This is a genomic window from Curtobacterium sp. BH-2-1-1, assembly GCF_001806325.1.
In the GTDB taxonomy this organism is placed as follows: domain Bacteria; phylum Actinomycetota; class Actinomycetes; order Actinomycetales; family Microbacteriaceae; genus Curtobacterium.
In genome coordinates this window covers 1258410-1271970 of record NZ_CP017580.1, presented here as the reverse complement: position 1 = coordinate 1271970, position 13561 = coordinate 1258410, and the positions used below count along the sequence as shown (strand labels likewise).

Here is a 13561-nt window from a genome sequence, read left to right as displayed (position 1 = left end):
TTCCCTCCGGACGTGGAACACCGTGCCCCGCCGGGGTGGAGTGTGGGCCAACACGAAACGTCGGGGTCCGTGACAGCCCCGGCATCCGTCGAGAGGAGCTGCCATGACGTCGACCAACGCGACGAGCGAACTGCACGGGATCCTGGGACAGCGGCTGGAGGGCGGTGGGACCTGGGCCTGGGCGTACGCCGACGTCTCCGGCAAAGTGGAGGACCCCCGACGGCAGGCGGCACTGAAGCTGCGTGTGGTCGAGGAGGCCCTGCGTGCGCAGGGTGCGACCGACGACGTGGTCGACCTCGTCGCCGGCGAGTTCGAGCAGGAACCCGGCATCCCCTCGCCCGTCACCCGGTACGTGCTGGTCCACGACGGTGCAATCGTGCTGAGCGAGGTCCTGCCCGGGCACCTGCACGGCGCGGAGTCGGTCGGCGTCGGTGCCGTCCCCGACCTCGTGCCGCTCGTCGCCCACCGGCCCGTCGACCTGCCGTTCCTGGTGGTGCACGCCGGCAAGGAGGGTGGAGCCTTCCGTGCCTACCGACTCGGCCACGCGCCGCTCGACGCGACCGGCGGTGAGCAGCAGGTCCAGGGGCGCAACGACACCCTGCACTACGCCAAGGCCGGGACCGGGTGGAAGCAGCCGCACTGGCAGCAGCACACCGAGGAGATCTGGAAGCAGAACTCGTCGGAGACCGCCGCCGCCGTGGACGAGGCCGTCCGGACACTCCGACCCGGACTCGTCGTGGTCGCCGGGGACGTCACCGCGCGGGAGCTCCTCGTGAAGGCGCTGTCCTCGGAGACCCGTGCGCTGACCTCCGTCTTCCCGGGCGACCCCCGCGCCGACGCCTCGTCGAAGCAGGCGTTCGTCGAGCACGTCGAGACCGCGCTCGCCCGGGTCGTCGCCACCCGACGCCACGACCTCGAGGACCTGCTCCGCACCCACGTCGGTCGGGGCGACAACCTCGCGGTGACCGGGCTCGGAGCAGTCGTCGGGGCGCTGCAGCAGGCGCAGGGATCGGTCGTCGCGCTCGACGCCGTGGCGGTCGGGGAGCGGACGCTCCTCGCGCTCGCCGGTGCCCCGTGGGTGGCGACGGCGCCGGAACAGGCTGCCGGGACGCCCGTCATCGGAGCGGTGCCGGCGGTGTGCGCGCTCGTGCGTGCGGCGGTGCTGACGGACGCGGAGCTCGTGCTCGTCAACGCGGCGTCGCTGCCGGGCGGGGTCGCGGCGGCGGCGTTGCTGCGGTGGCCGGTGGGGCCGGCCGTCCCCGCCTGATGCGGTGAGCACCTGACGGACGGGAGGCGCGGTGCCGGCTGGCGCCGCGCCTCCCGTCCGTCCCGCGGTCAGTCGTGGGAACGATCTCGCCGGGGCACCAGCGGCAGCGCCAGCAGCGGCAACACCCCCACGATCGAGAACGACGCCGCGAACCCGAGCGCCCCGACGAGCGCGCCGACCCCGGGACCCACGGCGCTCGCCGCGATGAACTGCCCGGTGTTCTGTGCCCCGAGCGCCCGTCCCGACCAGAACGGCCCCGCGGCCTCGGCCACCGATGTGTACGCGAGCCCGTTGTCCGCGACGGTGACGCTCGTGGCGACGACGAGGAACACTGCGGCGGCGGCGATGTGTGTGGCGTCCACCAGCGCCAGCAGCCCCATCACCACGGCGGCGCTCACCGCGACGATCCGCAGCGGGCCGACGCGCGAGGCGGCGCGGTCGCTCCAGGCGCCGACGAGGATCCTCCCGACGGCGCCGACGAACTGCGACGCCCCGACGAGCAGTCCCGCAGCCGGGGTCGACCAGCCGAGGCCGACGAGCCACACCAGGCCGTACGTGGACAGCGTGAACTGCGGCACGACGAGCAGGACCGACACCGCGTGGATCCGCCACAGGAACCCGTTCGCCCGGTACGGGTTCGCGACGTGCTCCACCGGGGCGTACGCACGCGCGGGGCGGGGCGGGTTCGCGATGCCGATCGCGCACAGCACGGCGAGCACGGCGCACAGGACGACGGGCAGGACGAGGGCCACGCGGATGCCGTCCGCCTCGGCGAGCTGCGGGACCGTGACGGCCGCGAGCGTCACCCCGAGCGGCTGCGACATCTGCCGGATGCCCATCGCGAGGCCGCGCCGCTCCTTCGGGAACCACCCCACCACGACCCGTCCGCTCGCGGCGTTCGTCGAGGCGCTCGTCATGCCGGCGGCGAGGAACGCCAGGCCGAGCAGCACCGGGTCGCCCGCTGCCAGCCAGGCCCCGACGACCGCGAGGGTCGTGAGCACGAGCCCGCCCGCGATGACGGCGCGCTCGCCGACGCGGTCGGTGATCGCACCCCAGGCGATGAGCGTCAGGACCATGCCGAACGTCGGTGCGGCGGCCAGGAGCCCGGCGAGGGTGAGCGTCGTGCCGTGGGCGTGCAGGTACGGGATGAGCAGCGCGGGGGCGGACACCACGAGGGTGCCGGCGGCCTGGGCGGCGACGCCGAGGCCGAGCATCGCCCAGGCGCGGGAGGTGGTGGTCACGAGATCGTTTCAGTGTGGAACGGATTGGTATACCATTACGGTATACCATCCGGTCCGGATCGCCGCTAGGCTGGATCGCCGTGACCGAGACGACCGATGCAGCGCCCGTGTCGCAGACGAGCCAGCTCTACGACAACCTCCGAGCCGCGATCCTCACGCTCGAGATCGCCCCGGGGGAGCGCATCTCCGAGCGAGGGCTCGAGGCGCGGTTCCACGCCTCACGGACCCCCGTGCGCGCAGCCCTGTCGCGGCTCGAGCGCGAGGGGCTCATCCTGCACGAGGGTCGTTCGTGGACGGTCACCCCGATCGACCTCGACGAGATCGCCTCGCTCGCGGAACTCCGCGGCGTCCTCGAACCCGCCGCCGCCCGGCTCGCGGTGGCACGCGCGTCCGAGGAGCAGCTCGCCGAGGTCCGCGGCCACCTCGACACCCTCCGGCCGACGCCCGACCAGCAGGCCGGCATCCGGATGGGCTCGACGTTCCACCTCGACCTCGCCGCGCTCGGCGGCAACCGGTTCATCACCGACGCCATCGCCGACGCTCTCACCCGTCTGGAGCGCACGCGCTGGATCGAGGTGCGCACGCCCGAGGCCCGCGACGCCGCGTGGGAGGAGCACAGCGCCATCATCGACGCCGTGCGCTCCGGGGACGCGGACCGCGCAGCCGAGCTGCTCGCGGCGCACGTCGCCGGCACGAACGACCGGCTACTGGCGTGGATCGCGCAGGAGCGCCGGCGTCTGCGGGGCGCTGGCATGGCGATCGTGGGCAGCACCGAGCGCTGACGCGACGGCCGTGCTGTGGACGCGCCCACCTGCGGAGGGCGCGGTGCGGGGCGGACCCGCACCGCGCCTCCGGGAAGGCCGCTACGGTTTCGTCGCCGCGTCCTCGGCCGCGTCGATCTGGTCGAAGATCCAGGCGTTGCCGCCGTCGGAGTGGTCGAGCAGTGCGTCGCGCACCTCGGCCTCGTCGGTGGTGAGCCGGATCGCGCTCTTGCTGCCGGACCGTGTCGATTGGGACATCGCGTCTTCTCCTGTGTGTGTGGGCACCGTCGTTGGTGCGCTTCCTCACGGGACGTGCTGAGGTCGTGACAGTGTCGCGCGCGCTGTCCGGATCGCGCAAGGGGTTTCCGTCACATGTGGGAAAGTCCCGGCCGGCACCATGCCTAGGATGGTCCGGCCGCGCGGCTCGCGGCGCGACACCAGCGGACGTCGGACAGGAGGGACGGGCTTGGCCGAGCAGCGCACCGCACCTCCCACGGTCTACGACGTGGCCTCCGCGGCGGGCGTCTCCATCGCCACCGTCTCCCGCGTGCTCCGCACGCCGGATGCCGTCCGCGAGGGCACGCGCGACCGGGTCCAGGCGGCGATCCGGACGCTCGGGTACGTGCCCTCCGGGAACGCACGGGCCCTCGCGGGCAAGCGCACCGGCGTGGTCGGACTGCTGCTGCCCGGGTTCGACGTCGTGCCGGACGAACGCCCCGACCTCGTCACGGACGGCGGCGTGCGGGTCGTCGACGACCGGCGGCACGTGACGCAGCCGTTCTCGTCCAACCTGTACTTCGACGAGGTCCTGCGCGGCGCCGAGACCGAGGCCTGGCAGCGGGGTCTGGCGCTGATGGTGGCCGCGGGGCGGGGGTCCTCGCGGGACGTCATCGTGAACGACGTCGCCGGCCGGGTCGACGGTCTCGCGGTGCTCGCGCAGACGGTGCCCGACGACCTGCTCGAACACGTCGCCCGACGGATCCCGGTCGTGGTGCTCGCCGACGACCGGCGCTCGCACGGGTTCGACTCGGTGAGCGTGGACAACGCCGCGGGCATGCGGACGCTCGGCGCGCACGTCATCGGGCGGCTCGGCATCCGGTCGTCGCTCGTGTACCTGGCGGGGCCGATCGACTCGCCGGACGACATCGAACGCTCCGCGGGGTTCCGTCAGGCGCTCGAGGACCACGGGGTGCCGGCGTCGTCGGTGCGTGTCGTGCACGGCGACTTCGGGCGTGCGCGGGCCCGGGAGCTCGCGGCACAGCTGCTCGACGGCGACGCCGTCCCGCGGGCGATCGTCTGCTCGAACGACCAGTCGGCGCTCGGGGTGCTCGACGCCGCGGGGGCGCGTGGTGTGCGGGTGCCGGAGGACCTCGTCGTGACGGGCTTCGACGGCATCGACGCGGGTCGGTTCTCGTCGCCGCGGCTGACCACCGTGCACCAGCCGATGGGGGAGCTCGGGCGCGCGGCGGTGCGGGCGATCGTGGACCGGCTGGAGCGCCGCGAGGGGCCGCCGCGGGCGATGCGCCTGCCGGTCGAGGTGCTCCTGCGCGAGAGCTGCCCGCCGGCGCTGTAGGCGGCGGCTGCGGCGCCGGTGCGCGAGGACCCGCGGTGCCGCGTCGCTGCAGTGTGCGAGGTTCCGCGCACCGTGGGACGCTCGCGCCCCCGCACGCTGGTCGGAACCTCGCACACTGCGGTCCGGACCGCGCGCCCACACGTGCCGCCCCGCGAAACAACCCGCCCGGTTGCGCGACGCGATGTAAGCGCATACATTGTCTCCGTACCGACTCGACACGGAGGTCGACCGAGCAATGACGCTTCCCCCACAGCGCGTCCCAGCGCGCACCCCGGGCACCCGCCGGGGACGGAGAGGCCGCCTCATCGCGGCCATCGCCGGCATCGCGGTCGTGGCCCTCGCGGCCACCGGCTGCAGCATCCAGGTCCGGTCCCAGCCGGACCCGAGCATCGGCAAGGACACGATGCTCATCAACGCGGACCACGGCAACCCGCTGTTCGACCGCAACTTCAACCCGTACATCGCGAACGCCCGCACGGCGAGCAAGTGGATGTACGAGCCGCTCATCGAGATCAACCCCCTCGACGGCAAGGGCACCCCGTGGCTCGCGAGCAGCTGGGACCAGCCGGACGCGCGCACGATCGACATGACGATCCGCAAGGGCGTCGAGTGGTCGGACGGCTCGCCGTTCAGCGCGAAGGACGTCGTCTTCACGTTCGACCTGCTCAAGAAGTTCCCGGCGATGGACGTCAAGGGCGCCTGGCAGCACATCGACAGCATCGAGAGCACGGACGGCCACGTCGTCTTCCACCTCAAGGGCGACGACGTGCCGAGCCTCAACATCATCGGCGCGACGTACATCCTCGGTGAGAAGCACTACGGCGGCGTGAAGGACCCGACGACGTGGCGTGACCCGAACCCCGTGGGGACCGGTCCGTTCGTGCTCGGCAACTACACCGACCAGCAGTACTCGATGGACAAGAACCCGAAGTACTGGCAGGCCGACAAGATCGCCATCAAGCACCTGATCCTCCCGGCGACGAACACGCAGCTCGACACCGTCACGCGCGGCTACGACTGGGCGTACTCCTTCATCTCCGACGTGAAGGGCACCTGGGGAGCGGCGTCGAAGACGAACACGTGGTGGTTCCCGGCCGGCGGCGTCATCGGCCTCATCCCGAACCTGACGAAGGCGCCGTACAACGACGTCAACGTCCGGAAGGGCATCTCCCTCGCCCTGGACCGCGACGACATCGCCGAGACCGCGTCCGAGGGCAACCTGGCGGCGGCGGGCCAGACCGGCCTGATCCTGCCGAACCAGGAGAAGTACCTCAACCCGGACATCCCCGACCAGGGCATGGTCGCGCAGGACGTCGACGCCGCGAAGCAGGCGTTCGCGAAGTCCGGCTGGACCGAGCAGGACGGCAAGATCATGAAGGACGGCAAGCAGCTGTCCATCACGATCATGACCGCGAACGGCTACTCGGACTGGCTCCGCGCCGCGCAGACCGTCCAGCGCAACCTGACGGCCATCGGCATCAAGGTGTCGATCCAGGCGCCGCAGCCCGCCGGCTACCAGTCGAACCTCAACAACGGCCAGTTCGACATGGCGATGGGCGGCATGGGCAACGGTGACGTCTACCAGGCGTTCAACTCCCTGCTCTCGAGCGACTTCTACCAGCCGGTCGGCAAGTCGACGGTGAACAACTACGAGCGGTACCAGAACGCCGACACGCAGAAGCTCCTCGACGAGTACAAGGCGACGACGGACACCGCGAAGCAGCAGGAGATCCTGAACCAGCTGCAGGAGATCGTGTACGACGACCTGCCCGTGATCGGCATGTACTACGGCGGACTCTGGGGCCTGTTCAACACCGGCAAGTTCGTCGGCTGGCCCAGCGCCGAGGACCCGTACATGGCGCCGCAGAACTACGACTCGGCACCGCTGCTCATCTTCTCGAAGCTGCGGCTCCGCGACAGCGCAGCCGGCCGGGCGATCATCAAGGCCGAAGAGGACCAGAAGTGAAGTACATCCTCCAGAAACTCGTCCTCTTCGTCCTGACCCTCTGGGCCGCGGTCACGCTGAACTTCGTGCTCCCGCGACTCATGCCCGGCAGCCCGACCGACGCCGCTCTCGCGAAGCTCAGCCAGAACGGCCCGGTCACCGACGCCACCAAGAAGGCCATCGAGGCCCAGCTCGGCGTCCCGAGCGGCAACCTCTGGGACCAGTACGTCAGCTACCTGCACCAGGTCATCACCCTCGACTTCGGCACGAGCTACACGTTCTACCCGCAGCCCGTCGGGGACCTCGTCGCCCAGGCCCTGCCGTACACGCTGATCCTCGTCGGCGTCGTGACGATCCTCGCGTTCGTGCTCGGCACCCTGATCGGTGTCGGCGCGGCCTGGAAGCGCGGCACCTGGCTGGACTCGCTGCCGACCCTGTCGGGCTCGTTCATGTCGACGTTCCCGTACTTCTGGACGGCGCTCCTGCTGCTCTTCTTCCTCGGCTACGTCCTGCACTGGTTCCCGACCACGGGCGCCTACTCCGCGACGACGACCCCGGGCCTGAACGGTGCGTTCCTCGGGGACGCCCTGCAGCACGCGGTCCTGCCGGCGATCACGATCCTCGTGACGAGCCTCGGCGGCTGGATCATCGGCATGCGCAACGCCATGATCAACACCCTCGGTGACGACTACGTGACCTTCGCCGAGGCGAACGGTCTCCGCGGTCGCACCGTGGCGATCCGGTACGCGGCCCGCAACGCGATCCTGCCGAACCTGACCGGCTTCGGTCTGGCCCTCGGTGGTGTGGTCGGCGGTTCGGTCCTGGTCGAGCAGGTGTTCGGCTACCCGGGCATCGGCTACCTGCTGTTCAACGCCGTGATCGGGCAGGACTACCCGCTCATGCAGGCCCTCTTCCTGATGATCACCGTGTCGGTGCTCATCGCCAACTTCATCGTGGACGTCCTCTACGGCGTCCTGGACCCGAGGACGCGCCGATGACCACGATCGCAGTTCGCACGCAAGCAGAAGAACCGACCGCCCCGAGCAAACTCCGAGCCGCCGCCCGCCAGTTCGGCGTCGTCTGGAGCAACACCAAGGCCCGGATCGGCATCATCATCCTCGCCGTCTTCGTGATCGTGGCGATCTTCGCCCCGCTCCTCGCCCCGTACGGCGCGAGCCAGAACGGGTTCGCGCGGAGCGCCGACGCCACCGGCGCGCACTGGATGGGCACGACCGCCGCCGGCGAGGACGTCCTGTCGCAGATCATCTACGGCGCCCGGATCTCCGTGCTCGTCGGTGCCGTCGCGGGGCTCCTGTCCACGCTCGTCGCCGTCGCGATCGGCCTGAGCTGGGGCTACGTCCGCGGCTGGATCGCCGAGGTCATCGGGTTCATCGTGAACCTCTTCCTCGTCATCCCCGGTCTGCCGCTCATGATCGTCATCGCCGCGTACCTGCAGAACGGCGGCATCGCGGTCATCATCGCGGTGATCGTGGTCACCGGCTGGGCCTGGGGCGCGCGCGTCCTGCGCAGCCAGACGCAGTCCCTCCGCGGTCGTGACTTCGTGACCGCGGCCCAGTTCTCCGGGGACGGTGCGACGCGCATCGTGTTCCGCGAGATCCTGCCGAACATGACGAGCCTCATCGTCGGCTCGTTCTTCGGTGCGGCCACGAGCGCGATCCTCGCCGAGGCGGGCCTCGAGTTCCTCGGACTCGGCGACTCGTCCATCGTGAGCTGGGGCACGATCCTCTACTGGGCGCAGAACTCGAACGCCCTGCTGACCGGTCAGTGGATCCTGCTGTTCGCCCCGGGTCTCTGCATCGCACTCCTCGCGATGAGCCTGACCCTGATCAACTTCGGCGTCGACGCCGTGTCCAACCCGCGACTGCGCGAAGGCGCGCGTCGCAAGCGCAAGGAGGCCACCGCATGAGCGGCTCGCGTTCCGAACCGATCGACGGCCTGGAGGCGCGGGACGGCGCCGCCACGCGCCTCCCGTCCGACACCACGAGCGCCACGCAGGACGTGCTGCTCGACGTCCGCGACCTGTCGGTCGTGTACGAATCGGCCGGTCAGGAGGCCGTCCAGGCGGTCGACCACGTGTCCTTCCAGCTGCGGAAGGGCGAGTTCGTCGGCCTGGTCGGCGAGTCGGGTTCCGGCAAGTCGACCCTCGGCTACGCGCTGACCCGGCTGCAGAAGCCGCCGGCTCGGACCAACGGCGGCAACATCTTCTTCGGCGGCCACGACATCCGCGACCTCGACGAGGAAGCGCTCCGGCAGCAGCGCCAGGGCGGGTTCGCGATGGTGCTGCAGTCCGGCATGAACGCGCTCAACCCGGTGCGGACCATCCGCAACCACTTCATCGACATCTTCACGGCCCACGGCCACGTGTCGCGTGATCGCTGGGACGCCCGGATGAAGGAGCTCATCGAGAAGGTGAAGCTCCCCACCGCCATGCTCGCGCGGTACCCGGGAGAGCTGTCCGGCGGCATGCGGCAGCGCGTGTCGATCGCCCTGGCGCTCTCTCTCGAGCCGCAGCTCATGGTGTTCGACGAGCCGACCACCGCGCTCGACGTCCTCGTGCAGCACGCCGTGATGGACACCATCATCGAGCTGCAGCAGGCCGAGGGCTTCACGGCCATCCTGATCAGCCACGACCTCGGCATCGTCCTCGAGGCGACCGAGCGCGTGCTCGTCATGCACGAGGGCCGCATCGTCGAGGACGGCGGCTCGAAGGAGATCCTCCGCGACCCGCAGGACGAGTACACGCAGATGCTGCTGTCGCACTACGCCGACCCGCGTGCCGAGGTCGTGAGCCTGCCGGGCTTCCCGGACCGGTCGCAGCGCGACCCGTCGGCGACCCGCCAGGAGACCACGACGTCGTTCAGCACGGTCGGCTCCCGCGAGCGCAGCGCCGCCCGCAACCCGATCGTGGTCGAGCACCTCGTCAAGACCTACCCGGCACCCCGTCGCGGCGAGCAGCCGGTGCAGGCGGTGCGCGACGTGTCGTTCACCCTCGAACCCGGGCAGTCGCTCGCCCTCGTCGGCCAGTCCGGATCCGGCAAGTCGACGATCGCGAAGATGCTGACCGGCGTCGAGAAGCCGACGACCGGCACGGTCCGGTTCGGCGACACGGACGTGGCGAAGCTCGGAAGACGGGGGCTGAAGGACCTCCGCTCCGAGGTGCAGATGGTGTTCCAGGACCCGTACGCCGCACTCAACCCGCTGCACACGGTCGAGTACACGCTGTCCCGCCCCGTCGCGAACTACACGAACCTGCGCGGGCGCGATGCCCGGAAGCGTGTGCTCGAGCTGCTCGAGACCGTGGGCCTGACCCCGGTGGAGCAGTTCGCGCAGAAGCTCCCGCACCAGCTCTCGGGCGGCCAGCGCCAGCGCGTGGTCATCGCCCGGGCGCTCGCGTCCGACCCGCAGGTGATCATCGCCGACGAGCCGGTCTCGATGCTCGACGTGACGCTCCGTGCCGGGGTGCTCGCACTGCTCGAGGACCTCCGCGAGCAGTGGGGCGTCTCGCTCCTCTACATCACCCACGACCTGCTCAGCGCGCGGCTCATCACGGACGACATCATGGTGTTGCACGACGGTGCCGTGGTCGAACGGGGCCGCACGGCCGAGGTGCTGCAGCACCCGCAGGACGACTACACGGTGGCGCTGCTCGACGCGGTACCGAACCCACGACGGGCGCTGCTGGCATGAGCACGCTCCGCGACTTCCCGTCCGTTCCGCCGTTCGGCCACCTGCCCACCCCCGAGGGCGTCGACGTCGTCGGCATCGACCTCCCCGTCGGCCGACTCACCGCCTACCGCGTCGTGCCTCCCGGGCCGTCGAAGGGCACCGTCCTCGTCGTCCCGGGGTACACCGGCTCGAAGGAGGACTGGCGCACGTTCATGCCGCTCCTCCGGGACGCCGGCTGGACCGCGGTGGCGATCAGCCGCCGTGGCCAGGCCGACTCGGCGCGCGCATCGGGGCCGTCCGGCTACACGCTGGCGGAAGAGGCCGCCGACGTCGTCCGGGTCGCACGGCTGCTCGACGACGGCGCTCCCGTGCACCTCATCGGCCACTCGCTCGGCGGCGTGATCGTCCGCGAGGCGGCCATCGCCGAGCCCAGCGCCTTCCGCGACGTGGTGCAGTTCTGCTCCGGACCGTACGGCTGGCCCTACCGCAAGGTCGCCGAGCTGACGATCCTGCACGACACCGGCGGCAACCTCCGCCAGCTGTTCGACTCCACCAACCCGCTCTGGGCGTACCGGCCCGACGAGGAACTCCCCGACGACCCCCGGTTCGTCCGTGACCGCTTCGACGCGCACGACCCCGCGAGCGTCGTCGCCGGTGGGCACATCCTCGAGGACCACACCGACTCCTCCGCCGCACTCCGTGCCACCGGGCTCCCGGTGCTCGTGACCCACGGCGAGTGGGACGGCGCCTGGCCGATCCCCTGGCAGCGGCAGATGGCGGAGGACACCGGCGCCGCCTACGAGGTCATCCCGGAGAGCTACCACGGCCCGCAGGTCGAGAACCCGTCGGCGACGCTCCACACCTTCGACCGCTTCCTGTCACAGCACTGAAAGGCACGATCATCACCACGCTGCAGTTCCCGAAGGGCTTCCTCTGGGGCGCCGCCACCGCCGCGCACCAGATCGAGGGCAACAACGTCAACAGCAACTGGTGGGTGCACGAGCACGAGCCCGACACCACCATCGTCGAGCCCTCGGGTGACGCCGCCGACAGCTACCACCGGTACCGCGAGGACATCCGCATCGCGGCCGACCTCGGACTGAACTCCTACCGGTTCAGCATCGAGTGGGCGCGGATCGAACCCGAGCGCGGGTTCGTCAGCCGCGCCGAGATCGACCACTACCGCCGCATGGTCGAGACCTGCCACGAGTTCGGCATCGAACCGATCGTCACGCTCATGCACTTCACCGTGCCGCGCTGGTTCGAACGCGACGGCTTCTGGCGCGCCCCCGACGCCGCCGACCTCTTCGCCCGCTACACCGAGGCTGCGCTCCCCGTCGTGCAGGACGGCGTCCGCTACGTCTGCACGATCAACGAGCCGAACATCGCGGCGATGCTCGCCGGCGGTGAAGACGCGGCGAACCTGATCGCCTACGGCCTGCCGAACCCGGACCTCGGGGTCGCCGACGCCCTGCTCGCCTCGCACAAGCGTTCGCGGGAGGTCCTGTCGCAAGTGTCCGGCCTGCAGTCCGGCTGGACGATCGCGACGCAGGCCTTCAAGTCCAACGGCGAACCCGGTGCCGACGAGATGCTCCGCGAGTACGGGTACCCGCGCGACGACTGGTACCTCGAGAACGCCGCCGGTGACGACTTCCTGGGCGTGCAGGCCTACACCCGCACCTTCATCGGACCGTCGGGCCCGCTCCCGGTGGCCGACGACGTCGAGACGACCCTGACCGGGTGGGAGTTCTACCCCGAGGCCTCGGCCGACGGGCTCCGCAGCGCGTGGGAGCTCTCCGGGCACGTGCCGCTCATGATCACCGAGAACGGGATCGCCACCGCCGACGACTCCCGCCGGGTGGCCTACACGCAGGGTGCCCTCGAGGGGATCCACGCCTGCATCGAGGACGGCATCGAGGTCCTCGGCTACCAGCACTGGTCGCTGCTCGACAACTACGAGTGGGCGTCGGGCTTCCGCCCGACGTTCGGGCTCGTGTCGTGGGACCCGGTGACGTTCGCCCGGACGCCGAAGGACTCGGCGCGGTGGTACGGGCGGGTCGCCGCCGCCAACGCGCTCACGGTCTGAGACGCAGCCGGACGGCGGACGGGAGGCGCGGTGCCAGCTGGCACCGCGCCTCCCGTCCGTCGTCAGTCGCTTTGGGTCGTCTCGTGCGCCGGCCGGTCGAACCAGGCCAGGAGGATCTCCTCCGCCCGGCGTGCGCCGCGCTCGTGGGCGATGTCCATCGCGGTGCGCCCCTCGGCGTCCTCGACCCGGACGTCCGCACCGCGTTCGAGCAGTGCCTCGGTCGTGCCGCGGTTGTCGAACCAGACGGCCGCGTGCAGCGGCGCGAAGCCCCACCGCGGGTCGACCTCGTCGATGCCAGCGGGGTCCTGACCGATGCCGTCGAGCGCCAGCGAGAGGCCGCCGACGTCTCCGTGTGCCGCAGCCCGCACCGCCGGGGTCGCCCACTCGACCCAGCCGTCCGGGACCGGGCCGTGCCAGCCGTGGGCAGGGCGTGACTCGAGCGCTGCCCAGTCCTCTTCGTCGACCGGCCGCACCTCGACCACGACGTCGCGGAAGTGGATCGCGAGCTCGCCGGTGGGGGAGACGAGCAGGCGCAGTTCCCAGACGTCGGCGTCCACGTGTGCGATCTCACCGCGGGAGACTTGGACGTCACCGGCCAGCAGGTCGAGCGCCTCCGTGTCGGACGGATCGAGGACGGCACGGTCGAAGCGGAGGGACACCCGCGCGTGGTTCCACCGGCGCCAGAGGCCGTCCGGGGTGTCGAGCACCTCGTCGTTGCGGACGACGAACACGGCGTGGACGGTGTGGGTCGGTGTCGCGTCGACGCCGGCGTCGCCATGGCGGCCGGCCTCTTCCACGCGCCAGCTCTGGATGCGGGACTCGCTCCACGTGACGGACGCGAGGGCGGCCACGGACGGCGGAGCGTCCGACACCAGGCGCGCGAGGTGCTCGGCGTAGCCGTCGACGTCCTCGAGGGAGACGTACCCGACCGCGGGCCAGCCCACTCGACTCCATCGCACGGTGCGAGCCTACCGGCACGATGATTCGACCTTGTGTATATG

12 protein-coding genes are annotated in these 13561 nt (G+C 71.0%); 9 read left to right on the top strand and 3 right to left on the bottom strand.

The features are described 5' to 3' along the window. The first annotated feature begins 103 nt into the window (after positions 1-103). Positions 104-1267 carry a Vms1/Ankzf1 family peptidyl-tRNA hydrolase gene (locus tag BJK06_RS05860; protein WP_070417093.1) on the top strand — a complete coding sequence of 388 codons (1164 nt, stop codon included), beginning with the start codon at positions 104-106 and terminating at the stop codon, positions 1265-1267. 68 nt (positions 1268-1335) lie between these two features. On the opposite strand, the gene BJK06_RS05855 is transcribed toward BJK06_RS05860, so the two are convergent. Further along, positions 1336-2481, bottom strand: coding sequence for an MFS transporter (locus BJK06_RS05855; RefSeq protein ID WP_070419265.1), 1146 nt, complete (start codon positions 2479-2481; stop codon positions 1336-1338). 107 nt (positions 2482-2588) lie between these two features. Here BJK06_RS05855 and BJK06_RS05850 point away from each other — a divergent pair, with 107 nt between their 5' ends. Continuing rightward, positions 2589-3290, top strand: a complete 702-nt coding sequence (locus BJK06_RS05850; RefSeq protein WP_254790679.1) for a GntR family transcriptional regulator — start codon at positions 2589-2591, stop codon at positions 3288-3290. A gap of 81 nt (positions 3291-3371) precedes the next feature. Here BJK06_RS05850 and BJK06_RS18495 read toward each other — a convergent pair whose 3' ends face one another. Next, on the bottom strand, positions 3372-3527 hold the full coding sequence (locus BJK06_RS18495) for a hypothetical protein (protein ID WP_156794780.1): 156 nt from the start codon (positions 3525-3527) through the stop codon (positions 3372-3374). A gap of 208 nt (positions 3528-3735) precedes the next feature. On the opposite strand from BJK06_RS18495, the gene BJK06_RS05845 reads away from it, so the two are divergent. The 7 genes from BJK06_RS05845 (at position 3736) to BJK06_RS05815 (ending at position 12560) form a co-directional block, all read left to right on the top strand. Continuing rightward, positions 3736-4842 (top strand): LacI family DNA-binding transcriptional regulator, encoded by a 1107-nt coding sequence (locus BJK06_RS05845; RefSeq protein ID WP_070417092.1) that lies wholly within the window; start codon positions 3736-3738, stop codon positions 4840-4842. 235 nt (positions 4843-5077) lie between these two features. After that, the gene (locus BJK06_RS05840; protein ID WP_254789384.1) at positions 5078-6808 is read left to right on the top strand and encodes an ABC transporter substrate-binding protein; all 1731 of its coding nucleotides are present in this window, start codon (positions 5078-5080) and stop codon (positions 6806-6808) included. Then, the gene (locus BJK06_RS05835; RefSeq protein ID WP_070417091.1) at positions 6805-7785 is read left to right on the top strand and encodes an ABC transporter permease; all 981 of its coding nucleotides are present in this window, start codon (positions 6805-6807) and stop codon (positions 7783-7785) included. Before BJK06_RS05840 ends, BJK06_RS05835 begins: the two co-directional genes overlap by 4 nt. After that, positions 7782-8714 carry an ABC transporter permease gene (locus BJK06_RS05830; protein WP_070417090.1) on the top strand — a complete coding sequence of 311 codons (933 nt, stop codon included), beginning with the start codon at positions 7782-7784 and terminating at the stop codon, positions 8712-8714. Before BJK06_RS05835 ends, BJK06_RS05830 begins: the two co-directional genes overlap by 4 nt. After that, entirely contained in the window at positions 8711-10495 is a 1785-nt protein-coding gene (locus BJK06_RS05825; RefSeq protein ID WP_083295092.1) for an ABC transporter ATP-binding protein, read from the top strand. The genes BJK06_RS05830 and BJK06_RS05825 overlap by 4 nt, the downstream gene beginning before the upstream one ends. After that, entirely contained in the window at positions 10492-11364 is an 873-nt protein-coding gene (locus BJK06_RS05820) for an alpha/beta fold hydrolase (protein WP_070417089.1), read from the top strand. Before BJK06_RS05825 ends, BJK06_RS05820 begins: the two co-directional genes overlap by 4 nt. An 8-nt stretch (positions 11365-11372) precedes the next feature. Next, positions 11373-12560: a family 1 glycosylhydrolase gene (locus BJK06_RS05815; RefSeq protein WP_156794926.1), complete on the top strand. Its 1188-nt coding sequence runs from the start codon at positions 11373-11375 to the stop codon at positions 12558-12560. Positions 12561-12622: 62 nt separating this feature from the next. Here the strand turns inward: BJK06_RS05815 and BJK06_RS05810 are convergent, their stop codons facing one another. Further along, positions 12623-13519, bottom strand: coding sequence for a hypothetical protein (locus BJK06_RS05810; RefSeq protein WP_156794779.1), 897 nt, complete (start codon positions 13517-13519; stop codon positions 12623-12625). Positions 13520-13561 lie beyond the last annotated feature (42 nt).